The sequence below is a fragment of the Streptomyces montanisoli genome (assembly GCF_017813245.1).
In the GTDB taxonomy this organism is placed as follows: domain Bacteria; phylum Actinomycetota; class Actinomycetes; order Streptomycetales; family Streptomycetaceae; genus Streptomyces; species Streptomyces montanisoli.
In genome coordinates, this window is record NZ_JAGIQL010000006.1 from 67,614 (window position 1) to 92,417 (window position 24,804).

Below are 24,804 nucleotides of genomic sequence, written 5' to 3' on the forward strand. Positions count from 1 at the left end.
GCAATGTCGTCCCAGGGCCTCACGCGACGAGCGCGGGGCCCCGCGGGGTCCCGGGCCCCGCCGGGCCGGCGCCCGGCGGCCGCGTGTGGGTCTCAGCCTGTCATGCCCGCCAGTCGAGGGGGACCCGCTTGTCGTGGTCCCACGGCCGCTCCCACCCCGCGTGGTGCAGGATGCGGTCGATCACACCGGCCGTGAACCCCCACACGAGCGCCGAACCGCAGCGGAACGCGGGACCGTGGTGGCCCCTGGGGTGGACGGCCACGCAGCGGTTCGCGGGGTCCGTGAGATCGGCCACGGGCACCGTGAAGACCCGCGCGGTCTCCGCCGGGTCGACCGCGCCGACCGGGCTCGGGGTGTGCCACCAGCCGAGCACGGGCGTCACGACGAAGCCGCTGACCGGGATGTAGAGCCTCGGCAGTACGCCGAAGATCCGCACACCGGACGGGTCGAGGCCGGTCTCCTCACGGGCCTCGCGCAGCGCGGCGCGCAGCGGCCCCGTCGTCGCCGGGTCGCCGTCCTCCGGATCCAGGGCGCCGCCCGGGAACGACGGCTGGCCCGCGTGCGAGCGGAGGCTGCTCGCGCGCTCCATCAGCAGCAGCTCCGGGCCCTGCTCGCCCTCGCCGAACAGGATCAGGACGGCGGACTGCCTGCCGCCGCCGTCCTCGGGCGGCAGGAAGCGGCTGAGCTGCTCCGGCCGTACGATGCCGGCGGCGCGCGCGACGGGCTGGAGCCAGCCGGGCAGGCCGTCCGCGCTGACGGTCACATCCACGTCCCCGCCCGCCCGGGATCCGCGGCCCGGCGGATCGGTCTGAGTTTCCGTGTGCGTCATCGGCACCCCCGCGGTTCAACGCGCACCTGGCACGCGATCGTTCCGCGGAGCACGGAGCGCGCCCTCCGGCAGCGCGCCGGGCCGCCGCGGCCCGTCACGCGCGGCTCTCCGGGTTGCCGAGCGGCGGCGCGGGGCGGCCCGGGTAGCCCGCGGGAGGGCTGAGCCGCTGGCCCGGCTTGCCGCCCATCTCGTACTTGAGGAGTTTCCTGGCCTTTTCCGGGTCGGTCTCCCCCTCGCCGTACGCCGGGCACAGCTCGGCGATCGGGCAGGCCCCGCAGGCGGGTTTGCGGGAGTGGCAGACGCGACGGCCGTGGAAGATGATCCGGTGCGAGAGCATCGTCCACTCGCTCTTGGGGAAGATCGCGGCGATCTCCGCCTCGACCTTCTCGGGATCCTCCTGCTCGGTCCACTTCCAGCGGCGGACCAGCCGGCCGAAGTGCGTGTCCACGGTCAGGCCCGGCACGCCGAACGCGTTGCCGAGGACCACGTTCGCCGTCTTGCGGCCGACGCCCGGCAGCGTCACGAGATCCTCGATCCTGGGCGGCACCTCGCCGCCGAAGCGGTCACGCAGCGCCACGGAGAGGCCGATCAGGGACTTCGTCTTGGCGCGGAAGAAACCCGTCGGCCTGATGGCCTCCTCCAGCTCCTCGGGCACGGCCGCCGCCATGTCCTCCGGCGTCGGGTACCTGGCGAACAGGGCGGGCGTGGTCTGGTTCACCCTGAGGTCGGTGGTCTGGGCGGACAGGACCGTCGCCACCAGGAGCTCGAACGCGTTCCGGAAGTCGAGCTCGGGGTGTGCGTACGGATACACCTCCGCGAGCTCGCGGTTGATCCGGCGGGCCCTGCGGACCATCGCCAGATGCGATTCCGGTTTTGCGGCTTTCTTCTGTTTCTTCGCTTTCGCCGAGGGCTGTTCGCCCACAGCGGAACTGGGTTCCGCGGACACTCTTCAAGCCCCCTTGGCCTGCGCTCTCGCCGGTCTCCCACTGGTCAGTCGGACACTCGGCCAGCCTAAAGCCCGGCACTGACATCCGGGCGGATACGGACCCGACGTCACCCGATTCCGCCCCAGCGCACGGCAGAACACCCTTTGTACGTCAAACTTTCCGTACGGAGAGGATGCTGCGCGTACGGCACCAGCAGCACCTACGGCATCATGGGGACCACGGCTGTCCGCAAGGACCGCCACTGATTCCCCGAGCAGGTCGACAAGGAGAGAACTCGTGGACGACGTTCTGCGGCGCGCCCCGCTCTTCGCGGCGCTCGACGACGACCAGGCCGCCGAGCTCCGCGCCTCGATGAGTGAGACCACGCTCGCGCGTGGCGAAGCGCTCTTCCACGAGGGGGACCCCGGAGACCGCCTGTACGTGGTCACGGAAGGCAAGGTCAAGCTGCACAGGACCTCGCCCGACGGCCGCGAGAACATGCTCGCGGTGCTGGGCCCCGGCGAGCTGATCGGTGAGCTCTCGCTCTTCGACCCCGGCCCGCGCACGGCGACGGCCACGGCCCTGACGGAGGTCAAGCTCCTCGGCCTCGGCCACGGCGACCTCGTCCCCTGGCTGAACGTGCGCCCCGAGGTCGCGTCCGCGCTGCTGCGCGCCGTCGCGCGCCGGCTGCGCAAGACGAACGACCAGATGTCCGACCTGGTCTTCTCCGACGTGCCCGGCCGCGTGGCGCGCGCCCTGCTCGACCTGTCGCGCCGCTTCGGCGTGCAGTCGGAGGAGGGCATTCACGTCGTCCACGACCTCACGCAGGAGGAGCTGGCCCAGCTCGTCGGCGCGTCGCGCGAGACGGTCAACAAGGCCCTCGCGGACTTCGCGCAGCGCGGCTGGCTGCGCCTCGAGGCGCGCGCGGTGATCCTGCTGGACGTGGAGCGCCTCGCGAAGCGCTCGCGCTGACACGCGCCGGTGCCCGTACCCGTGGATCCGGACGTGGACGCGGGCGTGGGCCCGAGCGTGGACGCGGGCCTGGACGTGGACGCCGGAGGCAAGGGCCTGGACGCGGACGGCCGCATCGCCAGGGAGGGCTCGCTCGACCGCGTGCAGCCCCCGTTCGCACCCCTCGTCGACGACGTACGGCGGCGGGTGGCCGAGGCATACGGCGCGCGGCTGCACAGCGCGTACCTCTACGGCTCGATCCCGCGGGGCACGGCACGGCCAGGCCGCTCGGACCTCGACCTCCTGATCGCCCTGCACGCGCGTCCCACAAAAGCCGACGAGGAGACCGCACGCGCGCTGGAGAGCGCCCTCGACGCCTCTCACGAGGTGATCGACGGCGGCGGCATCCTGCTGCACGGCACGGAGACGCTGCTGTCCGACGCCGAGCGGTACGACATGGGGTGGTTCGTCGCATGCCTGTGCACGCCCCTGATCGGTGAGGACCTGGCCGCCCGCCTGCCCCGGTACCGCCCGGACTCGCGGCTCGCGCGCGAGACCAACGGCAGCCTCGACCTGCGGCTGCCCCGCTGGCGCCGGCAGAACGCCGCTGCGGCCGGCGATCCCGCCGAGCGGGCCCGGCTGAGCCGCGCCTACGCACGCCACCTCGTCCGCACGGCGTTCACGCTGGTGATGCCGCGCTGGGGCGGCTGGACGAGCGACCTCACACGGTCGGCGGAGATCTTCGCGCACTACTACCCGGACCACCCGGAACGCGGCGACCAGATGCGCGCGGCGGCCGCCGTCGCCCTCGAGCCGGTCACGGACCCGGCGGTGCTCGCGGAATACGCGGACGATCTGGGCCCGTGGCTGGCCGCCGAGTACGCGCGCGTGCACGGGCACAGGACGCCGCGCCCGTAGGACCCGTTGCCGCGGGAAGGGTTCCTCAGCGGGTGAGGCCGTGCTCCCGCAGGTACTCGAGTTGCGCGCGCACGGAGAGCTCGGCCGCCGGCCAGAGCGTCCTGTCCACGTTCGCGTACACCTCCGCCACGACCTCCGAGGCCGTCACGAGACCGTTCTCGACGGCCGTCTCGACCTGCGCCAGGCGGTTGGCGCGGTGCGCGAGGTAGTACTCGACGGCGCCCTGGGCGTCCTCGAGCACAGGCCCGTGCCCCGGCAGGACCGTGGTGACGCCGTCGTCCACCGTCAGGGACCGCAGCCTGCGCAGCGAGTCGAGGTAGTCACCGAGCCTCCCGTCCGGGTGGGCGACGACGGTGGTGCCGCGGCCGAGGACCGTGTCGCCCGTGAGCACCGCTCGGTCGGCCGGGAGGTGGAAGCACAGGGAGTCGGCGGTGTGGCCAGGGGTCGGCACCACCCGCAGTTCAAGGCCGCCCGTCGCGACGACGTCACCGGCGGCGAGCCCCTCGTCGCCCAGGCGCAGCGCCGGGTCGAGGGCGCGGACAGGGGTTCGGGTGAGCTCGGCGAAGCGCGCGGCGCCCTCGGCGTGGTCGGGGTGGCCGTGGGTGAGGAGGGTCAGCGCGACCCGCTTGCCCGCCTGCTCGGCCGTCGCGATGACGGCCCTCAGGTGCGCCTCGTCCAAAGGCCCGGGATCGATCACGACGGCCAGGTCCGACGAGGGCTCGGCGACGATCCAGGTGTTGGTGCCGTCCAGCGTCATCGGCGACGGGTTGGGCGCGAGTACGTTCACGGCGCGCGCGGTGGCCGCGCCGGAGGCGACGGACGCCCGTGGGCGGCCGGGCAGTGCTCCGGCGTCGGCCGCGTCGCCGGATGACGCGCCGGTCATGCCGGACCGCCCCCGGCCGCGTCGGGCGCGGTGGCGCTGACCCTCTTGGTGAACTCGTCGTGCCCCGGCCAGCTGAGCACGAGCTCCCCCGCCTCCATCCGGGCCGTGGCGAGCACGGGCGCCAGGTCGCGTCCGTCGGCGGCGGCGAGGGCCTCGGCGGCCGAGCCGTACGGCAGCAGCGCGCGCAGCGTCGAGACCGTGGGCGGCATCATCAGCAGCTCGCCCCTGTCGTACGCGGCCGTCGCCTCCTCGGGCCTGATCCACACGGTGTGGTCGGCCTCCGTCGACGCGTTCCTCGTGCGCTGCCCTTCGGGGAGCGCGGCGACGAAGAACCACGTGTCGTACCTGCGGGGCTCGAACTCCGGCGTGATCCACCGAGCCCACGCGCCGAGCAGGTCGCTGCGCAGCGTCAGCCGGCGCTTGCCGAGGAACTCCGCGAACGAGAGCTCGTGCCCCGCGAGGGCGGCACGGTCGGCCTCCCAGTCGTCACCCGTGGTGTCGCCGACGACCGTGTCGCCGGTCTCCCCCGCGAGCAGGACGCCGGCCTCCTCGTACGTCTCGCGCACGGCCGCGCAGACGATGGCCTGGGCCTCGGCGGGCCCGACGCCGAGCCTGCGCGCCCAGGTCTCGCGGTCGGGCCCGGCCCAGCGCACGAGCCGGTCGTCGTCCCGCGGGTCGACGCCGCCGCCCGGGTAGACGTACGCGCCCGCCGCGAAGGCCATGGACGCACGCCGCCGCAGCATGTGAACGTCCGGGCCGGGCGACCCGTCCCGCAGCAGCACGACCGTGGCGGCGCGGCGGGGCGCGGCCACGGCGAGTTCACCGGCGGCGAGCGCCCTGATCCGCTCCGGCCACTCGGGCGGATACCACTGACCTGTAGGCATGGGGCGGATGCTATGCGCTGGGAGGCAGATGTTCGACGGGCGGCCCCACGGGAGACGCCCGGGCCGTCAGCCCTCCGCCAGCTCCACCTGGATCTCGACCTCCACCGGCGCGTCGAGCGGCAGCACGGCGACGCCCACGGCGCTGCGCGCGTGCACGCCCTTGTCGCCCAGGATCTCGCCGAGCAGTTCGCTCGCGCCGTTGATCACACCGGACTGCCCGGTGAAGTCCGCGGCGGACGCCACGTACCCGACGACCTTCACCACACGCGCGACGCGGTCCAGGTCGCCGGTGACGGACTTCACGGCGGCCAGGGCGTTCAGCGCGCAGGTGGCCGCCAGTTCCTTGGCCTCCTCCGCGGTCACTTCCGCGCCCACCTTGCCGGTGAGCGGAAGCTTGCCGTCCACCATCGGAAGCTGGCCCGCGGTGAAGACGTACGCCCCGCTGCGCACGGCGGGCTGGTAGGCGGCGATCGGCGCCACGACCTCGGGCAGGGTCAGCCCGCGCGCGGCGATCGCGGCCTCCACCGTGCCGCTCACGCGTCCTTCTCCCGCTTCAGGTAGGCCACGAGCTGCTCGGGGTTGTTCGGACCCGGCACGACCTGGACGAGCTCCCAGCCGTCCTCGCCCCAGTTGTCCAGGATCTGCTTGGTCGCGTGCACGAGAAGCGGCACCGTCGCGTATTCCCACTTGGTCATGGAGGCGACTGTAGCCGCACCCTGATGACCGACCCTGATGGCCGACCCCGATGACCGACCCCGAGAAACCCTGGGGGCGGCCTGGTGCGTAGGGCGCGACCCGACTGGTTAGGCTCGAATACGTGAGCAGGCTCCATGTCGTCAGCGGCAAGGGCGGTACCGGTAAGACGACGGTGGCCGCCGCTCTCGCGCTGTCCCTCGCCACCGAGGGCAAGCGCACGCTCCTCGTCGAGGTCGAGGGCAGGCAGGGCATCGCGCAGCTCTTCGAGACGGAGCCGCTGCCGTACGAGGAGCGGAAGATCGCGGTGGCGTCCGGCGGGGGCGACGTGTACGCGCTGGCCATCGACGCCGAGCGCGCCCTCCTCGACTACCTGCAGATGTTCTACAAGCTCGGCAGCGCGGGCCGCGCCCTCAAGAAGCTCGGCGCGATCGATTTCGCGACGACCATAGCGCCCGGCGTGCGTGACGTCCTGCTGACGGGCAAGGCGTGCGAGGCCGTGCGGCGCCGCGACCGCGCCGGCAGGTTCGTCTACGACCACGTGGTGATGGACGCGCCGCCGACGGGCCGCATCACGCGCTTCCTCAACGTGAACTACGAGGTGGCAGGGCTGGCCAAGATCGGCCCCATACACAATCAGGCGCAGGCGGTGATGCGCGTCCTCAGGTCGCGCGAGACGGCGGTGCACCTGGTGACGCAGCTGGAGGAGATGCCCGTCCAGGAGACGGCGGACGGCATCGCGGAGCTGCGGGCGGCCGAGCTGCCCGTGGGCAACGTGATCGTCAACATGGTCCGGCCGCATGTGCTGGACGAGGCGGCCGTGCGGGCCGCGTCCGGCGATCGCCGCAAGGAGATCACCAAGGTGCTCACGTCGGCCGGGCTCGCCGCGCCCACGAAGCTGGTGGGTCCGCTGCTCGGCCAGGCGGCGGAGCACGCCCAGCGCGTGGAGCTCGAGCGCGAGCAGCGTGCCGTGCTGGAGAGGATCGGCGTGCCCACGTACGAACTGCCCCTGCTCGGCGAGGGGATGGACCTCGCGGGGCTGTACGGGCTGGCCAGAGAGCTTCGACAGCTCGGGAAGGCTTTCGCATGAGCAAGGCCGAGGACCCCGCGGGCGCGGGGGCCGACGAGCCCGAGGCCGACGAGCCCGGGGCCGACGAGTTCGGGGCCGATGAATACGGGGCCGGCGAGTTCGACGACCCCGCGGCCGTCGACGACACGGGCGAAGCCTGGGAGGCGGCGGACGAGGCGCTCGCGTCGGGAGCTCTCGCGCCTGCCGCGCCCGCGCTCGACGTGGACGAGCTGCTGGACGACCGGGACACGCGCATCATCGTCTGCTGCGGCTCCGGCGGCGTCGGCAAGACGACGACCGCCGCCGCGCTCGGCGTACGGGCGGCGGAGCGCGGGCGCAAGGTGGTCGTCCTGACCATCGACCCCGCGCGGCGCCTCGCGCAGTCCATGGGGATCGACTCGCTGGACAACACCCCGCGCCAGGTCAAGGGCGTCGAGGGCCCGGGCCAGCTGCACGCGATGATGCTGGACATGAAGCGGACGTTCGACGAGATCGTCGAGGCCCACGCGGACAAGGCGCGGGCGCGCGCGATCCTGGAGAACCCCTTCTACCAGTCCCTGTCGGCCGGCTTCGCCGGAACGCAGGAATACATGGCGATGGAGAAGCTGGGGCAGCTTCGGGCGCGCGACGAGTGGGATCTGATCGTCGTGGACACACCGCCGTCCCGTTCCGCGCTGGACTTCCTGGACGCGCCCAAACGCCTCGGGTCGTTCCTGGACGGGAAGTTCATCCGCCTCCTGATGGCTCCTGCGAAGGTCGGCGGGCGCGCGGGGATGAAGTTCCTCAACGTCGGCATGTCGATGATGACGGGCACGCTCGGCAAGCTGCTGGGCGGGCAGTTCCTGAGCGACGTGCAGACGTTCGTCGCGGCCATGGACACGATGTTCGGCGGTTTCCGCACGCGCGCGGACGCCACGTACCGGCTCCTGCAGGCTCCCGGCACGGCGTTCCTCGTGGTCGCGGCGCCCGAGCGGGACGCGTTGCGTGAAGCCGCCTACTTCGTACGGCGGTTGGCGGCCGAGCGGATGCCGCTTGCCGGCCTCGTGCTGAACCGTGTGCATGACAGCGGTGCTCGGGGGCTGTCCGCGGACCGCGCCGGGGCGGCCGCGGAAAATCTTGAAGAGGCCGGCATTGTGGATCAGGCGGGCGGGCATGGTGTCCGTGGCGCCACTCCCCGTAGCGCGGCCGGCAGGCCCTCCGGGAACCCCGAATCCCCGGAGACCGACCCGTCCGGTTCGCCCGATGCGACCGATACAACCGATTCTTCCGATCTACCACTGTCCGGTTCTGTCACAAGTGTGGAACAGCTGACGGCCGGTCTGCTGCGCCTGCACGCCGAGCGCATGCAGGTCATCGCGCGCGAGCAGCGCACCCGGGACCGCTTCACCGTGCTGCACCCCGAGGTGGCCGTCGTCGTCGTGCCCGCCCTGCCCGGCGATGTGCACGATCTGGCGGGGCTGAGGTCCGTGGGCGATCGCCTGTCGACGGGCGGCGCCTCCGCGTGACGATCGGGGCGGGCCATCGCGACCGGGCGTAGACCAGGCCTAGGTGACCGGCGCGGGCGTCCGGCATGCCGTTTCCGACGTGCCGCGCCCTGTGCGGGGCCTGACGAGGCGAGTTCGGCCAGGTGAGGCCTATCGCGCCGGATGGAACGCACCGGCGTTTTCACCGGGTCACGTCGTCGTACACGTACGGACGTCCGAGGCGTGGAGCGGCCATGGCGCGCCGGGTGGGGCGCGTACTCGGCAAACGGCCGAAGCCGTCCGCGATTGGCCGAAGGCCGTCCGCGGTCACCCGCTGAACCGTCCGCGGTCGCCCGCTGAACCATCCGCAGTATCGCTGAGCTGGACCGTTCGCGATCGTCCGCACAGCCTCGCGCGGTAGTCCGCCGAACCGCCCCGGTCAGCCGACCGCCGCGTACGTCTCGAAGCTCGTGTCGTCGCCCTCTAGTCCCGCGGGGAGCAGGCCCGCGTCGCGCTCGTACTCCGTGCGCGCGGTCTCCAGCAGGCGCCGCCACGACGTGACCGTCGGACGCCGTCGCAGCAGCGCGCGGCGCTCCCGCTCCGTCATTCCGCCCCACACGCCGAATTCCACGCGGTGGTCGAGCGCGTCGGCCAGGCATTCCGTACGCACCGGACACCCGGTGCACACCGCCTTGGCCCTGTTCTGCGCTGCACCTTGAACGAACAGTTCATCCGGATCGGTAGTGCGGCAGGCTGCCTGCGCACTCCAGTCGGTTACCCAGCCCATGCCGGCGCCGTCCTCTCCCGAATCGAGGCTCCCCCACGGCGGCAAGCGGCATATTCACCGCTGCCAGTTGAGGACGTTACGGGCGGCGGGCACAGCGCAACACCCCCTGCGTGCCCAATCTTGAATGGTCCGAACGGACTATGCGTGCGCGAAAGATCACCCAGGGGAGTGAATGCGCAAGGGGCTGAACAATCCCGTGGGCAACGGGAGTTCGCCCTCGTCACAGGGGTATCCGTCCCCGCGCGGGGCAGATCCGCGACCGCCCTCCCGGCGTTCGGGGCGCCGGAAACGCGAGCGGGGAAGCCCACCCGTGAGACCACCCATAAGTTCACACGAAAGTGTGACCTTCAGATCGCGGACCGTAGGTGCCCTGCCCGAGTGGGTAGGCGCGACCTGCGGCGTGCGGAATCGTGACAGACGAGTGCAGCTTAGGCCAGAGCCTCGGCCCCTGTCCGGCGAACGAGAACGTAGGCTGCACTCATGCCAAACAAGCGCTCGGGCGGAGGTCTGTCCAAGACCCAGCAGGCCGCCAAGTTCCTGGGAGTCAGCGTGCTCGCCGGCGCCGTGCTCGCCGGCATCGCGCTGCCTGCCTTCGGGTCACTCGGTCTCGCGGCCAAGGGGACGGTGAAGGGGTTCGACGAGCTCCCGGCCAATCTGAAGACCCCACCGCTGAGCCAGCGCACCACCATCCTCGACGCGAACGGCGGCAAGATCGCCGACGTCTACTCGCGCGACCGCACGGTGGTACCGCTCAAGGACATCTCCCCGTACATGCAGAAGGCCCTCGTCGCCATCGAGGACTCGCGCTTCTACGAGCACGGGGCGATCGACCTCAAGGGTGTGGCCCGCGCGCTGAACAAGAACGCGCAGTCCGGCGGCGTGGCCCAGGGCGCTTCGACGCTGACCCAGCAGTACGTGAAGAACGTCTTCATCGAGGAGGCGGGCAACGACCCGACCAAGGTCGCGCAGGCAACGCAGCAGACCCTGGGCCGCAAGATCCAGGAGCTGAAGTACGCGATCCAGCTCGAGAAGGAACTCGGCAAGAAGAAGATCCTGGAGAACTACCTCAACATCACGTTCTTCGGTGAGCAGGCGTACGGCGTCGAGGCGGCCTCCGAGCGCTACTTCTCCAAGCACGCCAAGGACCTGACCCTGGACGAGGCGGCGCTGCTGGCCGGCATCGTCCAGTCGCCCACCAAGTACGACCCGATCAACGACGCGCCGACCGCCAAGAAGCGGCGCGACACCGTGCTGATGCGGATGGCCCAGGTCGGCGACATCTCGAAGTCCGAAGCGGCCGCGGCCGAGGCCAAGCCGATCAAGCTGCACGTGAAGCGGCCGAAGAGCGGCTGCACCACGGCGGTCAAGGGCGCGGGCTTCTTCTGCGACTACGTGCGCAACGAGCTCCTCAACGACCCGGCGTTCGGCAAGACGGCCAAGAAGCGCGCCGCCCGCTGGAACACCGGCGGCCTGACGATCAAGACGACGCTCGAACCGAAGGCGCAGGAATCGGTCGAGGCGTCCATCAAGCAGCACGTGTACCAGTCGGACAAGGTCGCCACGGCCGTGACGCTCGTCCAGCCGGGCACCGGCAAGATCCTCGCGATGGGCCAGTCGCGCCCGTACGGCGTCGGGAAGAACGAGACGCAGCTGAACCTCAGCGTCAACCACAACATGGGCGGCGGCAACGGGTTCCAGTCCGGCTCGACGTTCAAGCCGATCACGGCGGCCGCGGCGATCGACAGCGGCACAGACCCGAACCTGGTGGAGCCGGCGCCGTACAAGATGAACTACCCGTCGCCGGTCCAGACCTGCAAGGGCACGTGGCAGAACAGCACCACGTCCCCCGCGACGGTGGAGAACGAGTCGAAGTCCGAGGTCGGCCCGATGAACATGAAGGAGGCGATGGCCAAGTCGGTCAACACCTACTTCGTGCAGCTCATCAGCAAGCTCGGCGTCTGCCCGGTGACACAGATGGCGACGAAGATGGGCGTGCACCGCGCCGACGGCAAGAAGCTCGACCAGGTGCCGTCGATCACCCTCGGCACGCAGCTCGTCTCGCCTCTGACGATGGCCAACGCGTACGCGACCTTCGCCAACAAGGGCGTCTACTGCTCGCCCATCGCGATCCAGTCGATCACCACGACGACCGGCAAGTCGCTGCCCGTGCCGAAGTCGCAGTGCCGGCAGGCCATGTCCGAGCAGACCGCGACGGTCATAAACTCGCTGCTCAAGGGCGTGGTCGAGGACGGTACCGGTACGCTGGCCGGCCTGAAGGACCGCGACAACGCGGGCAAGACGGGTACGACGGACTCGCTCTACGCGGCCTGGTTCGTCGGCTACACCGCGGACATGGCCGGCGCGGTCTGGGTCGGCGGCCCGTCGCACAACGTCTCGATGCGCAACATCACCATCGGCGGCCAGTACCACACGCAGGTACAGGGCGCGGACACGCCGGGCCCGATCTGGCGGGACGCGATGAGCGGGGCGCTGGCGGGCACGACGTCGCCGTCGCTGCCGACGATCAACCTTCCCGACATGAAGAAGGACAAGGGCAAGGACCCGCAGAAGAACGACACGCAGCCCGGCAACACCGACCAGAACGCGGGTGACCAGAACGGCGGAGGGGGCGGGAACACCGACAACGGCAACCCGTTCTCCGGGTTCTTCGGCGGCGGGAACCACGGTCACGGCGGCCATGGCCACGGCCACTGACACGGTCAGGGCCACGGCCCCGGCCCCGGCCCCGGCCACCGACACGGTCAGGGCCACCGACCGGTCGGCCACCGCGAGGTAGGCGAGACGAGGAGGGGGCGCCTGTCCCGGCTGACGCCGGGGCGGGCGCCCCCTCCTCGTGCCACGTCAAAAGGCTGGGCGTGGCCCCGGCCTCACTGGCCGAGCAGCCGCCTGACGACGCCCGCGACGCGTCCGCCCTCCGCGCGGCCGTCGACGCGCGGCGTGACGATCTTCATGACGGCTCCCATGGCGCCACGCCCCTCCGCGCCCCCGGCCTTCGCCTGGGCGACGGCGTCGGCGACGATCGCCTCCAGCTCCTCGTCCGTCAGCGGCTTCGGCAGGTAGGCGGCGAGGATCTCGCCCTCGGCGCGCTCGCGCTCGGCCTGCTCGGCGCGGCCGCCCTTGGCGAAGGCGTCGGCCGCCTCGCGGCGCTTCTTCGCCTCCCTGGCGATCACCTTCTGCACCTCGTCGTCGTCGAGCTCGCGGGCGGACGAGCCGGAGACCTCCTCCTTCGTGACGGCGGAGAGGGTGAGCCGGAGCGTGGCGGAGCGCAGCTCGTCGCGGGCCTTGATGGCGCCGGTGAGGTCTTCCTGCAGCTTGGACTTGAGGCTGGTCATGGGCCAATTGTGGCAGGAGTGCCGAAACGGCGGCCCCGAATTACGGCCGCGGATCACGGCCCCGGCCTATGGCCGCGGATCACGGCCGCGGCCGCGGGATGCCCGTAGCGCCGGCACGCGCCCGGGCGAGTGATCGGCCTCACGCGAGGTCTGCGACGATGGGGGTATGCGCGCACGCTACGGAGTCCCCCTGTCCATCGCGGCGGCCGGCGCGGCAGGCGTCGCCTACGCCGCGGGGTTCGAAGTCCGCTCGTTCAGGTTGCGCCGGGTGACCGTGCCCGTGCTGCCGCAGGGCATGCGTGACCTGCGGGTCCTCCAGGTCTCCGACATCCACATGGTGCGCGGCCAGCGCAAGAAGCGGCGCTGGCTCCAGTCGCTGGCGGGCCTGCGGCCGGACTTCGTGGTGAACACGGGCGACAACCTCTCGGACCCGGAGGCCGTCCCCGAGGTGGTGGACGCGCTCGGCCCCCTGATGGAGTTCCCCGGCGTCTACGTCTTCGGCTCGAACGACTACTACGGACCGAAGTTGCGCAATCCCGCCCGGTACCTGTTCGAAAAGGCTCAGGGCAAGCACGGGCTGAACGGCAACGCCCCGGCGGTGCACGCACTGCACAACCCGTGGGAGCCGATGCGGGACGCCTTCGACGCGGCGGGCTGGACGAACCTGACCAACACGCGCGGCCGGCTCAAGCTCGACAGCTGTGAACTGGCCTTCACCGGCCTCGACGACCCGCACATCAAGCGCGACAGGTACGCGCAGGTGGAGGGCGGCCCCGAGGCGGACGCCGACATCTCGATCGGCGTCGTGCACGCGCCGTACCTGCGCGTACTGGACTCGTTCACGGCGGACGGCTACCCGCTGATCCTGGCGGGGCACACGCACGGCGGGCAGCTGTGCGTGCCGTTCTACGGGGCGCTGGTCACCAACTGCGACCTGGACACGGACCGTGTGAAGGGCCTGTCGACGCACCGCTCGGCCGGGCACACCTCGTACCTGCACGTCTCGGCGGGATGCGGCACGAACCGGTACACGCCGGTCCGCTTCGCCTGCCCACCCGAGGCGACGCTGCTGACGCTGACGGCGAGGGCTTCGTAGCGCGAGGTCGCGCTCCCCCTACCGTGATGGGGGATGAAGGCACGGATTCGAGTCCCCGGAGTCCCCGTGGAGGGCCTGAGCCCACCGGTACGGCGACCGCGCTGGTGTCGCTGTCGGCCGTCTTCTACGCCCTGGCGCTGCTCCTCGTCCTCGCGGACCGCGCCGCCCGGAGCTGCGGCCCCACCAGAATCGGATTTCGCTTGAGGCCGTGGGTGGGCTAGAGTAAACGACGTTGCCGGAGCACGACACGGCATCGGGGTGTAGCGCAGCTTGGCAGCGCGCTTCGTTCGGGACGAAGAGGCCGTGGGTTCAAATCCCGCCACCCCGACAGTGAAGTACCAGATCAGGGGCCTGATCCGCTTTCGCGGGTCAGGCCTCTGACTGCTTCCTGGAGATCGCTCGGAAGACGGCGGGTTCTCCCGGTGGATGACTGGTGAGACAGCCTGATGTGGAGCAGCTCAAACCGCTCGGACCCGCGCATGCGCGAATCCGATGTCGAGGTTGACGTGCAGCGGCACTAGGAGTGGGCGGGTCGTACCGCAAGTTCGTCTGGGATGCAGGCGTGCCATGCTGTCGTCGACGAGCTTGGCCTGTCTCCATACGAATGTCAGGGGGAGCTGTGGCAGGGCGGGACCTTCGGACGTTGTTCAGCTCGAATGATCAAAGCATCGCCGCCATAGAGGCGTTCACGAACCGGCAGGCACAGTGGCAGGCCGTAACGGCCGGCCTTGCCGAGCACTCACGGCACGTGACCAGTGCGGAATTCGACGTGGAGGACTTGGAAGCTCCCCGCCGCAACATCCTCGTGTTCCACGGTGTGGGCGGGATCGGCAAGTCCACGCTCTCCCGCAAGATCGAGGCATCGCTGGCCCGCAGCGAGCACCGCCCGGCGCAATGGGCATCGCCGTCCCACCCCGAGAAGCGGACTCTGCCGGTCCGCATCGATCTCGCGCGCGCCGCGGGGATGGACTTCGAACGCGTCATCCTCACCATCCGTACTGCCTTTGCCGCCCTCGGCCGGCCGATGCCCGCCTTCGACCTTGCCCTGCGCCGCTACTGGGAGCACAACCATCCCGGCGAAACGATCGAGGACCACCTGCGCCAGGGCGGGTTGCTGAGCCGCTTCAGCGCCGCTGCCGCGCTCCCCCAGCAGATGCAGTCCGCCCTCAGCGATGTCGCCCAGGCCCTGCTCCTGCCGGGCACAGTAGGCAGCGCGCTCGGGCACGGGGCCGGAGCGCTCATCAAGGCCTTACGCGAACGGCACCAGTCCGTACGCGCCCTCGCCGGTTGCTCCCGCCTGGCCGACCTCCTGGAGGCCGAGCCCGATCTGGAGGCTCTCAGCTTCTACCCGCACCTCCTCGCGTGGGACCTGGCCCAAATCGCGGCCGCCAAGAGCGCGCTACCCGTCTTCCTGCTGGACAGCTTCGAGGAGACCGGCGACCGCACGCACCGCGACTTCGAACGTCTGCTCCAACGCATCGTGTGGTTGATGCCCAACGCGTTCTTCGTCGTCACCGGACGCAACCGCCTCCAGTGGGCGGAGAGGAGCCTGGAGGGACAGCTCGACTGGACCGGGCCCCACGCGTGGCCCGGTCTCGCAGCCAACACAGAACATGGGGAGCGTTTTGTTTCGGGCCGTCAGGTCCTGATCGGCGACTTCTCTCCCGAAGACTGCGAGGACTACCTGGTCCGCAGGCTGAGCCGCGACGGGCAGCCGCTGATCGCCGAACCGGTCCGCCGGGTCATCACCGGGCGCTCCCATGGGTTGCCGCTGTACCTGGACCTGTCCGTCATGCGCTACCTGGAACTCCGACGTGGCGGCAGACAACCACAGGTCGCCGACTTCGACCACGATTTCCCCGCCCTGATCGCCCGTACACTCAGCGATCTGACCGCCGAGGAACGCCATGTGCTCCGCTCGGTCAGCCTGCTCAGCGCGTTCTCTGTAGCCCTGGCCACCCGGGCCGCCGGCATGGACCGCGACGCGCCGGCCCTACGACTGACCGAGCGCCCCTTCATCCAGGAGTCCTCTTCCGGTGTGTGGCCCTTCCATGTCCACGACCTGATCCGTTCCGCCATTCGCAACGCGGACGACGGTAGCGACGACCGATGGTCGGAACAGGACTGGCGGCGCGCGGCCCAACGGGCCTTCCACGCACTGGAATCCCAGTGGCGCCAGGAGCTTGGACACGACCGAGCCGTCCTCGTCGGCTGTCTTCAGCAAGGGCTGCTTCTCGCACGGGACTTCGGTCTCGGTCTCGACTGGCTCGCTGATGCGGCATTCCAGTACGTAGGTGACTCCATCTGGGAACCACTGGCGCTTCCCGCCGCCGACGCCACGTCGCCAGACGGCCCGCTGACTCCTGCGGACGCCCTGGTGGAAACGCTGAGCGCCATCGCCCGGCGCCAGCACGAGCACCGCGAACACACGATCGGCCGGCTCTCGACCGTACTCGCCTCGGAGCTGCTCCCCGACGATCTGACCGAACTGGCCACGTATTACCTGGCGAAGGCCCAGCGAGACCTCGGTCTGACCGACGATTCACGTCGCGGGATGCAGCGCGTCGCCTCCGCCGACGGTCGGCTCGCTTCCGCGGCTCGGCGCGGCCTGGCACACCTGAGCCGACTGTCCGGAGACTTCCCGACCGCGGTCGAAGTCGCGGAGAGGCTGGGCTGGGAGGGGCGGCAGCATCGGGTGCTGGGAGACGTGTGGTGGGTTCAGGGCGACATGGAGCGGGCGGTAGCCGCCTACCTGGCAGGCCGGAACGAAGCTGAGGAACACGGTGTGATCGGCGAGGCGGCCATGGTGCAGGCGCATCTCGCGTTCGCCGTCTCCTTCTCCGATCCGCTTCGGGCCGATGACGAACTCGATCTGGCGGAACGCCTTTTGTCCGACCTCAGCCTGCGCTCCAGCGAGATGACCGCTCGCATCGCCGTGCTCGTGCGCGACGCGGGGTTCGCCGCCGACCTACCCGGCCGGGCGGCCGCGCTGCTCGCTGACATCGGTGTCTCCGGCATTTCCTACGCGGCGGCGAAACTGGGACTGGCCTTGTGCTTCCACCACGCCGTCCTTGACGCGCAGGACGACCTTGCCACCGCGATTACACGCCTGCGCCAACTCACGCAGAGCGGCGACTACGCCTACTACGTCGACATCGCCCACTTCATGGCGGGCCTTCCGCTTCCCGAACACACCGCGCGAGCACGGTGGATCGACGGGGAACAACAGACCCGCGAACGGTGGCGCCGCTTGGTTACGACACGTCGCGGTCACCTCGTCACGAATCGCTAGCCTGGCCACGCCATGGCTCCCGATCGCCTGATCGCCGCGCGCGGCGCGGGGAGAGGTCTTCACCTCAGACGTCGACGATCTGGAGCAGCTGGTCCCGGACACGATCGTCGCCAAGAAGGTGTGATCCGGCCGCACTCCCGAGGGCCCGCAGCTGGAATGGCAAACCGCCCAGGAGTGGGGCATCTCGCACGGCTTCGAACGCCGGATTTTGGCCGGCCAGGACAGACGCGTCATTCGCCCTGGGCCGCGCGGCTCGGCTGTTCTGCGGCAGCCGACGTCCAGCGGGTTACTCCGACGGGTAGATGTCGCCGCTTCGCATGCCGCTCTCCTGTTCGGAGCGGGAGCGCAGCCTGCGGGACTTCTCCATCAGTCGCTGCCGCTCCTTCGGGTCCGTGGTCTTCTCTGCCTCGTTCGCCAGTTCGCCGGCCTTCTCGCGCATCTGCCGCAGTCGTGCCGACGTCTCTTCTGAGCTCATGGTCGGTGTCCTCGCCTCGAAATCGGGCACTACATGACAAAGCCAAGCAAATATGCATGGTCGGCGCATCTCGACGACGGGAACAACCTGTCCGGTCGGAAGGGTTGTGTTGACGGGGGGCCCGACGCCACCACGGGCGGGGGACACGGGGGCCGGCGGTCGTTCACCGCGCGCCCGGGCCACGACGTATTTCTGCAGAAGGACTGTTGCATGACTGACCGACCCTTGACGCTCATGGCAGTGCACGCCCATCCCGACGACGAGGCCACCGGGACCGGGGGGATTCTGGCGCGGTACGCGGCGGAAGGCGTCCGCACCGTGCTCGTGACCTGTACCGACGGTGGTTGCGGTGATGGGCTGGGCGGTGTCAAGCCGGGCGATCCCGGGCATGACCCGGTCGCCGTCGCCGCGATGCGCCGCAAGGAACTCAGAGCGAGCTGTGACGCGCTGAAGATCAGCGATCTTGAGATGCTGGACTATGCCGACTCGGGGATGATGGGCTGGTCGAGCAACGACGCCCCCGGGTCCTTCTGGCAGACGCCCGTGAAGGAGGGCGCCGCCCGGCTCGCGGAGCTCATGGAGCACTACCGGCCCGATGTGGTCGTCACCTATGACGAGAACGGCTTCTACGGCCACCCCGACCACATCCAGGCCAACCGCATCACGATGGCGGCGCTGGAGATGACCGCGCTGACACCGAAGGTGTACTGGACGACGATGCCCCGCTCGTTGATGCAGCGGTTCGGCGAGACCATGCGCGAGTTCAGTGAGGACATGCCGGAGCCGGATCCTGCCGAGGCCGCCGCGATCGCCGAGATCGGTCTTCCCGACGAGGAAGTCACCACCTGGGTGGACGTCACGGCTTTCAGCGGTCAGAAGTTCGACGCGCTGGCCGCGCACGCCAGTCAGGGCGAGAACATCTTCTTCCTCAAGATGGGCAAGGAGCGGTTCGGCGAGTTCATGGGCCTGGAGACCTTCGTACGCGTCAGGGACACCACTGGCGCGCCGGTACCCGAGACCGACCTCTTCGCCGGGCTGCGCTGACCCGTCCTGTCCCGTCTTGGACAGGGGCCTGATCCGCTCGGCGGGTCGGGCCCCTGAGGGCTGTCGTCCCGGTGTGTTGTCAGCGCGTCAGCTGATGCCCGGCCAGCCGTCGGGCTTCGCACCGGGCTCTTCGCCGTTCGACGGCTTCTGGGACGCCGTCCCGTCCGTGGCATCCGTGCCCGTGTCCGTCTCCATGTCCCTGTCCGTGACGGCGGGCTCCTCGGATCCTTCCGCGGGTTCCGTGTCGTTGGTTTCACTCATGGTCGACCGCCCCTCCCTCGTCCCCGGCCGTGATCGGTCGAGCGCGCGGCGCGATGCCCCGCGTTCACCCTTGTCTACTCTCCGCGGCATCGCGCGTCGAGGGCAGCGCGCCTTCTGCGCGTCTCGCAGGACGACGGAGGATGTCCCTCGTGGACGTGAACGAGACCCGGGACGAGTACGTCGAGCGCTTCCGCGCCCTCGCGCGTGAAGGGCTCGACGCACTCTTCGCCGCGGGCCGGCTGCCGGGGTTGGTGGGCGGGCGCCTGGAGCGCTTCACCGTCGTGGCCGAGGAGGCCTCCGTCCACGCGGAGACCCGCTTCTCGTACCGCGGCCGCCGCTTCCGCTACGAGCGGCAGATCTGGCCGCCCGACTTCCCGCTGGAGATCAAAACCGCCCTCTACGTCGAGCATCTGAGGGAACGGGTCCTCACCGGCCGCTATGACGCGGGCGGTGAGGACCCCGGCGGCGAGATCGATCTCTGACCCCGGCCGCACTCAGGCGGCGGGCAGTCTGTCCTTGGCTCTGCGGAACTCCTCGTCCGTGATGACGCCGTGGTCGCGGAGCTCGGAGAGCTTCGCGAGATGCCCCGCGCCGGCGTCGCCCGCACCGCCCGCGCCCGCGTCGGCCGTGCCCGGTCGGCCGCCGGCCGCGTCGCGGATGTAGTCCCTCACCGCCGCCTCTTGCTGCCGCGCCTGCTCGACGTCGCGCCTGCCCATCGACTGGCCGCGCGCGATGACGTAGACGAGCACCCCGAGCAGCGGCAGCAGGATGACCAGGATGACCCATCCGGCCTTGGCCCAGCCGCCCATGTCGTGGCTGCGGAAGATGTCGTTGATGACCTTGAAGAGCAGGAAGAACCACAGGATGCAGAGGAAGAGTTCCGCCATGGTCCAGAAGACATTCAGCAGCGGGTAGTCGTGCATGGCCACTCCTGTTCAGCCGGCGGGCTCGTCTGTACAGCGTGGGCCCGTCCCCCGCCGGGGGCCACGCCGGCGCCGCCGAACCAGTGAAACCCGCTACCGTGAAAAGGATTCGCGGGGGCGGGGCGGGCACGCGGGGGCGGGGCGGGCAGTCGAGAATGTGAAGGGCACTGACTGCTGTCCTTTGTCTGCTGTTGTCTGCTGTCGCTTCCTGTCTGCGGGGGTCGGAGTGATACCTGCGCGCCGCGCCATGGTGCTTTCGGGCATCGTCGGCTCCACCGCCTACGGGCTCGCCCGGCCCGGTTCCGACATCGACCGCCTGGGCGTCTTCGCCGTCCCCACCGAGGCTCTGCACGGTCTGCACCGGCCGCAGGAGAGCCATGTGACACACGAGCCCGACCGCGCCCTCCACGAGGCCGCCAAGTGGGCTCGGCTCGCGTTGCGCGCCAACCCCACGGTGCTCGAACTGGTCTGGCTGACCGACGAGTTGTACGACGTACGCACAGCGCTCGGTGACGAGCTGATCGGCATCAGGTCCGCGTTCCTGTCGGCGTCGCGCGTGCGCGCGGCCTACCTCGGATACGCCACGCAGCAGTTCAAGCGCCTCTACGACCGCCGCGGCAGCAGCTCATCCGCTGACGTCCACCGCCGCACGGCCAAGCACGCACGGCACCTGCGTCGCCTGTGCCACCAGGGTTACCACCTCTACGCCACGGGCAGGCTCGACATTCGCGTCGACGATCCTGACTCCTACTTCGCGTTCGGCGAGGAGGTGGCGCGGGACGCCATGGCCGCGCTGCCGATGCTCCAGGACTTCGAAGCGCGCTTCGACCGCACCGTCAGCCCGCTGCCCGACCGGCCCGACGAGGCCCCCGTCGAGGCGTGGCTGCTGCGGGTGCGGGCGCAGCACTGCACGCGGGAGAAGGCCGATGCGTGACCGGCTCCGCGAGGCCGTGCTCTTCGACATGGACGGCACGCTCTGCGACGTCCGCGGCATTCGGCACCTGCTCGACGGGCCGGGCCGGTTCGCGGCGTTCCACTCCGCCTCCGTGGACTGCCCGCCCCACCCCCACGTCGTCCAGGCGGCGCGCGAGGCGCACGCGGCCGGGCGCGCCGTGCTGATCGTCACCGCGCGTGAGACGCGTTGGCGGAACCACACCGCGATGTGGCTCGCGCTGCACGACGTGCCCTCCGACGCGATGTGGATGCGGGCACGCGGCGACTACCGGCCGGACTTCGAGGTGAAGCGCGACATCCTCGCCGGCATCCGCAAGCGGTACAGGCCGGTGGCCGCGTGGGACGACAACCCGGCCGTCATAGAGCTGTGGCGCGGGGAAGGTGTGCCGGTGCACGTGGTTCCCGGCTGGGACGACCACCGGGGATGAACGTGCTCTACCGGACGTTGGGGCGCATCGGATCTTTCCGGCGGCGCGCACGCCTCGGCCGGGCGGGAGCCGTGGAGGGCTCCCGCCCGGCCGAGGGCGGAGACTGGCGAAGGTGGAGACTGGTGGAGGCGGAGACTGGTCGAGGCGGGTCAGGAAGGCAGGTGCCAGACCTGGTTGGTGCCGCCTGTGCAGTCCCAGATCTGCAACTGGGTGCCCGCTGTCGTGGACCAGTTGGGATCGTCGAGGCACTTGTTCGCCTGCGGGTTGTACAGCGCGCCGTTCGACTGCGGTATCCACACCTGCGCGGCGGTGTTGTTGCAGTCGTACAGCTGCACCAGTGTGCCGTCGGCGGTGCCGCCGCCGTTGATGTCCAGGCACTTGCCCAGCACGTGCAGTGTGGTGCCCGCCTGGACGAACGTCCACTGCTGTGCGCCGGTGCCGTTGCAGGTGTAGATCTGGATCGGGTTGCCGTTGGCCGTGCTGGACGAGCGGTCGTCCAGGCACAGGCCGCCGTAGCCCGTGATCTGCTTGCCGCCCGACGGGGGCGGGGTCGAGCCGCCGCCGCCCGTCGTGTACGCGGCCACGTACCCCACGCTCATCGTCCCGCCCGAGCTGGTCGACGAGCTCGGTGTGGTGCAGCCGCAGGCGCCGTTCGGGAAGCCGCCGCCCATCGCCAGGTCGAAGATGATCGACAGGTTGTGGTCGTACGCCTGCTGCCACGTCGAGGCGCCGACCTGGCCCTCGCTCACACTGAAGTACTGCGTGCCGTCCAGGTAGAACGTGATCGACTCGTTGGACGTGTTCGTGCGGTCGAGGATCATCGAGTACGTGTGGTAGCCGGTCTGGCAGCCCGAGCAGCCGCGCAGGCCGCTGCCGATGCCGTTGCCCTCGTTGCAGGGCCCGCCCGGGTACGTACCGCAGTGGATGGTGCCGGCGACGTCGGAGAGCGCGTTGACGTCCTCCATGATGTCGATCTCACCGTTCTCCGGCCACTGTCCGTCGCCCAGCATCCAGAAGGCCGGCCAGTAGCCTGAGCCGCTGGCGGGGTTGGGCTGCTTGATGGAGGCGGTGACCTCCAGCTTGCCGCCGGCCGGGGCGCCGACGTTCGCGCTGGTGGTCTGGATGCGACCCGAGGTCCAACTGCTGCCGCTCTTGAGTGCGGTGATGTTCAGGTGCCCGCCGCCGTCCAGGTAGACGTTGCTGCGGGAGTTGGTCATCGTCTCGATCTCGCCGGTCCCGAAGCTCGATCCGGGTCCCGTGTCGTACTTCCAGCTTCCCGACGGGCCGCTGCCCGACCCGCCGGAGAAGTCGTCGCTGAAGATGGTGTTCCAGCCCGAGGGCGGCGGGGGAACGGTCACGGCGCTTGCCGTGCTGGGGAAGGCGAAGAGCAGGGCCAGCAGGCCCACTGCCACCAGCGCCGTCTCGCGGCGCAGGCGGGAGAGGAACGCGAACGCGTCTGCGAACGCGCCCCGTCTCCCCGGTCTCTTGGCGTGCTGGGATATCGATCTCATGAGCGGCTCCACTGATACGGGTGGGGTGCCGCCGCGGGGGACAGTGAGAACGACGCGTCCGACGGCGGGTGGTGCGCTGCGCACTGCACGATGGGGAGGTAAGTAGCCGTGCGCGCAGGCGAGTTGCGGTTGCCCGCCTGCGAGACGGCCGTCTGTTCGGTCGCAGTATGTTGGTCTGGGCCAATCGCGTCAAGGAGTCGCGAGTGAACTCATCGCGCCTACCGGCCCGGTTGCCGCCGTCAGCGTCGTCGCCGTCGCCGTCGTCGCAGTCGCCGTCAGCGTCGTCGCCGTCACCAGTTCAGGGCGTCGCCCATGGACTGCTGCCAGTACGTGGTCCTGAGCGAGTCGTCGATGTGGACGCCCTTCGCGGGCAGCGGCGGGTGCGCGCCCGTGCCGACGCTCTCGTTGCCGGAGCGGCCGTGGAAGTAGACGGTCAGGGACTTCTCGGTGCGGCCGTGCCCACCGCTGCCGTCGCCGGCGGACAGGATCGCGGCGGCGTAACCGGACTCGCCCGGGTCGAGCGTGACGACCGCCTGCGGAATCGAGTCCCTGATGGCGAGTGGCTCGGCCTGCGCCTCGCCGAAGCGCAGGGAGGGGTACGTGTAGAGGTAGCAGGGCCTGTCGCCGGTGTTGGTGACGGTGATGAGCAGGTGGTTCAGCGGCCTGCGCACCGGGGACGCGACGGTCCTGGTGTTGGAGCCCTGGCAGGTGACCGGGCTCCGGTGGGACGAGGGGGCCTTGGCGGCGGTCTCGACGGCCGGACGCGACGCGGCGGGCGCGGCCGGGTGCACCGCGGTCCGGTGCGACGCGGCCCCGGGCGACACGGGCCCGGGCGACTCGGCCTGGCGCCCCGCGGATGAGCCCGACGAGGCCTGGGCGGTGGAGGGCGTGGCCGCGGGAGTGTCCGTGGCGGGAGTCGCGCTCGCGGAGGTTTCCGTCGAGGCGCCCTCGTCCTTGACTCCCGTTCCGCTGCTGCACGCGGTCAGGGACAGTGCGGCGAGCACGACGGTCGCGGCGGCGCCGGCGAGGCGGGCGCCGCCGGCGAGGCGGGCGCCGGGACGAGTGCCGGGGCGGGCGCCCAGGAGGCCGGAGTTGCGAACGCGGGCGTTTCGGATTGCGGTCATGTGGTCGTGCCTCTTCCGCTGTTCAGGTCGGTGCGGTGCTTTGATGGCTCGAGCTTGTGGGGAGATTCGTCCCAGCCGCCACGCCCGGCGGGCAGTCGGGGACACTGGAACGGAAGAACGTGCTCTGAACTGGGGGAACACAGGGCCCCTGGAACGCGCGAACGGGACGCTGGGAGAGGGAGAAACCGGGTGTCAGGGGCGGCAGAGGCTGGACGGCCGGAGGAGTTCGCGACGCTGCTGCGGGAACTCAAGGACCGATCCGGGCTGAGCTACGGGGCGCTGGCCAAGCGGCTCCACATGAGCACGTCGACGCTGCATCGCTACTGCAACGGCAGTGCGGTCCCGAACGAGTACGCGCCGGTGGAGCGCTTCGCCCGGGTGTGCCGGGCGACGCCGGAGCAGCTCGTCGAACTGCACCGGCACTGGATCCTCGCGGACGCGGCACGCGGGCAGCGCGGCGAGCGCGCCGCGCCGGCGGAGCGGGCGGCGCCCGCCTCGGGCACTGCCGCGCCCAGCACGGACATCGCCGCGGGCGGGGCGGCGGAGCCGGCTCCGGAGGCGGAGGCGGAGGCGGGAACGCAAGCGAAGGCAGGGCCGAGGGCGGGGAGCGCGCCGGGGGCGAGCACCGAGCCCTCGGCGGACGCCGGAGGGGCGAGAGACACCGGTGCGTCCACGCATGCCGGCCCCGCAGCGTCCGCGGGCCCCGGTGCGTCGGCAGAACCCGGCGCGGCCGCGAGGCCCACCACGGCTGCCGGTCCCGGCACGTCCGCAGGACCCGGCAAGTACGCGGGACCGGCCGCGGCCGCGAGGGCCGCCACGGATGCCAGTCCCGCTGCGTCCGCGGGTCCCGCCACGGATGCCGGTCCCGCTGCGTCCGCCGGTCCCGGCACGTCCGCCAGTCCGGGCGCGCCCCGACTGGCGGACGTGCCCGGACTGATCC

At 70.8% G+C, this 24,804-nt stretch carries 25 protein-coding genes and 1 tRNA gene; 13 read left to right on the forward strand and 13 right to left on the reverse strand.

Translation table 11 applies throughout. The features are described from left to right. Window positions 1-100 precede the first annotated feature (100 nt). Window positions 101-829, reverse strand: coding sequence for an NUDIX hydrolase (locus JFN87_RS03220; RefSeq protein WP_209338294.1), 729 nt, complete (start codon window positions 827-829; stop codon window positions 101-103). Window positions 830-923: 94 nt separating this feature from the next. Further along, window positions 924-1,775, reverse strand: a complete 852-nt coding sequence (nth, locus tag JFN87_RS33430) for an endonuclease III (RefSeq protein ID WP_209338295.1) — start codon at window positions 1,773-1,775, stop codon at window positions 924-926. A gap of 277 nt (window positions 1,776-2,052) precedes the next feature. On the opposite strand from nth, the gene JFN87_RS03230 reads away from it, so the two are divergent. Then, the gene (locus JFN87_RS03230) at window positions 2,053-2,727 is read left to right on the forward strand and encodes a Crp/Fnr family transcriptional regulator (protein ID WP_030898497.1); all 675 of its coding nucleotides are present in this window, start codon (window positions 2,053-2,055) and stop codon (window positions 2,725-2,727) included. Between the two features lie 57 nt (window positions 2,728-2,784). Continuing rightward, entirely contained in the window at window positions 2,785-3,624 is an 840-nt protein-coding gene (locus JFN87_RS03235) for a nucleotidyltransferase domain-containing protein (RefSeq protein ID WP_372449169.1), read from the forward strand. Between the two features lie 25 nt (window positions 3,625-3,649). Here the strand turns inward: JFN87_RS03235 and JFN87_RS03240 are convergent, their stop codons facing one another. From JFN87_RS03240 to sp36, 4 genes are all read right to left on the reverse strand, one after another. Continuing rightward, window positions 3,650-4,507 (reverse strand): MBL fold metallo-hydrolase, encoded by an 858-nt coding sequence (locus tag JFN87_RS03240; protein WP_209338296.1) that lies wholly within the window; start codon window positions 4,505-4,507, stop codon window positions 3,650-3,652. Beyond that, window positions 4,504-5,391, reverse strand: a complete 888-nt coding sequence (locus JFN87_RS03245; protein ID WP_209338297.1) for an NUDIX hydrolase — start codon at window positions 5,389-5,391, stop codon at window positions 4,504-4,506. The genes JFN87_RS03240 and JFN87_RS03245 overlap by 4 nt, the downstream gene beginning before the upstream one ends. A 66-nt stretch (window positions 5,392-5,457) precedes the next feature. Continuing rightward, on the reverse strand, window positions 5,458-5,928 hold the full coding sequence (locus JFN87_RS03250) for a RidA family protein (protein ID WP_209338298.1): 471 nt from the start codon (window positions 5,926-5,928) through the stop codon (window positions 5,458-5,460). Next, a complete protein-coding gene (gene sp36 / locus JFN87_RS03255; RefSeq protein WP_209338299.1) occupies window positions 5,925-6,086 on the reverse strand; it encodes a Sp36 family protein in 162 nt (53 codons plus the stop codon). Before sp36 ends, JFN87_RS03250 begins: the two co-directional genes overlap by 4 nt. Window positions 6,087-6,208: 122 nt before the next feature. On the opposite strand from sp36, the gene bagA reads away from it, so the two are divergent. Together bagA and bagB are read left to right on the forward strand one after the other, a co-directional pair. Further along, window positions 6,209-7,174, forward strand: coding sequence for an ATPase BagA (gene bagA / locus JFN87_RS03260; protein WP_209338300.1), 966 nt, complete (start codon window positions 6,209-6,211; stop codon window positions 7,172-7,174). After that, window positions 7,171-8,658: an ATPase BagB gene (bagB, locus tag JFN87_RS03265; RefSeq protein ID WP_245178651.1), complete on the forward strand. Its 1,488-nt coding sequence runs from the start codon at window positions 7,171-7,173 to the stop codon at window positions 8,656-8,658. Before bagA ends, bagB begins: the two co-directional genes overlap by 4 nt. Window positions 8,659-9,055: 397 nt before the next feature. Here the strand turns inward: bagB and JFN87_RS03270 are convergent, their stop codons facing one another. Next, window positions 9,056-9,403 (reverse strand): WhiB family transcriptional regulator, encoded by a 348-nt coding sequence (locus JFN87_RS03270; protein ID WP_209338301.1) that lies wholly within the window; start codon window positions 9,401-9,403, stop codon window positions 9,056-9,058. A 480-nt stretch (window positions 9,404-9,883) separates the two neighbouring features. Here JFN87_RS03270 and JFN87_RS03275 point away from each other — a divergent pair, with 480 nt between their 5' ends. Next, window positions 9,884-12,118: a transglycosylase domain-containing protein gene (locus JFN87_RS03275; RefSeq protein WP_209338302.1), complete on the forward strand. Its 2,235-nt coding sequence runs from the start codon at window positions 9,884-9,886 to the stop codon at window positions 12,116-12,118. A 173-nt stretch (window positions 12,119-12,291) separates the two neighbouring features. Here JFN87_RS03275 and JFN87_RS03280 read toward each other — a convergent pair whose 3' ends face one another. Then, window positions 12,292-12,756 (reverse strand): GatB/YqeY domain-containing protein, encoded by a 465-nt coding sequence (locus JFN87_RS03280; protein ID WP_209338303.1) that lies wholly within the window; start codon window positions 12,754-12,756, stop codon window positions 12,292-12,294. A gap of 166 nt (window positions 12,757-12,922) precedes the next feature. On the opposite strand from JFN87_RS03280, the gene JFN87_RS03285 reads away from it, so the two are divergent. From JFN87_RS03285 to JFN87_RS03295, 3 genes are all read left to right on the forward strand, one after another. Continuing rightward, the gene (locus JFN87_RS03285) at window positions 12,923-13,852 is read left to right on the forward strand and encodes a metallophosphoesterase (RefSeq protein ID WP_209338304.1); all 930 of its coding nucleotides are present in this window, start codon (window positions 12,923-12,925) and stop codon (window positions 13,850-13,852) included. Between the two features lie 254 nt (window positions 13,853-14,106). After that, a tRNA-Pro gene (locus JFN87_RS03290) sits at window positions 14,107-14,180 on the forward strand. 276 nt (window positions 14,181-14,456) lie between these two features. Continuing rightward, window positions 14,457-17,144 (forward strand): ATP/GTP-binding protein, encoded by a 2,688-nt coding sequence (locus JFN87_RS03295; RefSeq protein ID WP_245178652.1) that lies wholly within the window; start codon window positions 14,457-14,459, stop codon window positions 17,142-17,144. A gap of 286 nt (window positions 17,145-17,430) precedes the next feature. Here JFN87_RS03295 and JFN87_RS03300 read toward each other — a convergent pair whose 3' ends face one another. Further along, window positions 17,431-17,619 (reverse strand): DUF6381 family protein, encoded by a 189-nt coding sequence (locus JFN87_RS03300; RefSeq protein WP_209338306.1) that lies wholly within the window; start codon window positions 17,617-17,619, stop codon window positions 17,431-17,433. 210 nt (window positions 17,620-17,829) lie between these two features. Between JFN87_RS03300 and JFN87_RS03305 the strand changes: the two genes are divergently transcribed. Then, window positions 17,830-18,663 carry a PIG-L family deacetylase gene (locus JFN87_RS03305; RefSeq protein ID WP_209338307.1) on the forward strand — a complete coding sequence of 278 codons (834 nt, stop codon included), beginning with the start codon at window positions 17,830-17,832 and terminating at the stop codon, window positions 18,661-18,663. A gap of 87 nt (window positions 18,664-18,750) precedes the next feature. Here the strand turns inward: JFN87_RS03305 and JFN87_RS03310 are convergent, their stop codons facing one another. Further along, window positions 18,751-18,924 (reverse strand): hypothetical protein, encoded by a 174-nt coding sequence (locus JFN87_RS03310; RefSeq protein WP_209338308.1) that lies wholly within the window; start codon window positions 18,922-18,924, stop codon window positions 18,751-18,753. Window positions 18,925-19,073: 149 nt separating this feature from the next. Between JFN87_RS03310 and JFN87_RS03315 the strand changes: the two genes are divergently transcribed. Beyond that, on the forward strand, window positions 19,074-19,406 hold the full coding sequence (locus JFN87_RS03315) for a hypothetical protein (protein ID WP_209338309.1): 333 nt from the start codon (window positions 19,074-19,076) through the stop codon (window positions 19,404-19,406). A 12-nt stretch (window positions 19,407-19,418) separates the two neighbouring features. Here the strand turns inward: JFN87_RS03315 and JFN87_RS03320 are convergent, their stop codons facing one another. Further along, window positions 19,419-19,847, reverse strand: a complete 429-nt coding sequence (locus JFN87_RS03320; protein ID WP_209338310.1) for an SHOCT domain-containing protein — start codon at window positions 19,845-19,847, stop codon at window positions 19,419-19,421. A gap of 247 nt (window positions 19,848-20,094) precedes the next feature. Between JFN87_RS03320 and JFN87_RS03325 the strand changes: the two genes are divergently transcribed. Both JFN87_RS03325 and JFN87_RS03330 read left to right on the forward strand, forming a co-directional pair. Beyond that, complete coding sequence (locus JFN87_RS03325) at window positions 20,095-20,781, forward strand: DNA polymerase beta superfamily protein (RefSeq protein WP_209338311.1); 687 nt, start codon at window positions 20,095-20,097, stop codon at window positions 20,779-20,781. After that, entirely contained in the window at window positions 20,774-21,229 is a 456-nt protein-coding gene (locus JFN87_RS03330) for a phosphatase domain-containing protein (RefSeq protein ID WP_245178653.1), read from the forward strand. Before JFN87_RS03325 ends, JFN87_RS03330 begins: the two co-directional genes overlap by 8 nt. 149 nt (window positions 21,230-21,378) lie before the next feature. Here the strand turns inward: JFN87_RS03330 and JFN87_RS03335 are convergent, their stop codons facing one another. Together JFN87_RS03335 and JFN87_RS03340 are read right to left on the reverse strand one after the other, a co-directional pair. Next, a complete protein-coding gene (locus JFN87_RS03335) occupies window positions 21,379-22,740 on the reverse strand; it encodes a ricin-type beta-trefoil lectin domain protein (protein WP_209338312.1) in 1,362 nt (453 codons plus the stop codon). A gap of 290 nt (window positions 22,741-23,030) precedes the next feature. Continuing rightward, the gene (locus JFN87_RS03340; protein ID WP_209338313.1) at window positions 23,031-23,864 is read right to left on the reverse strand and encodes a DUF4232 domain-containing protein; all 834 of its coding nucleotides are present in this window, start codon (window positions 23,862-23,864) and stop codon (window positions 23,031-23,033) included. Between the two features lie 189 nt (window positions 23,865-24,053). On the opposite strand from JFN87_RS03340, the gene JFN87_RS33435 reads away from it, so the two are divergent. Then, window positions 24,054-24,804: helix-turn-helix domain-containing protein (locus tag JFN87_RS33435; RefSeq protein ID WP_307865278.1), on the forward strand; the 751-nt coding region annotated here is incomplete at its 3' end.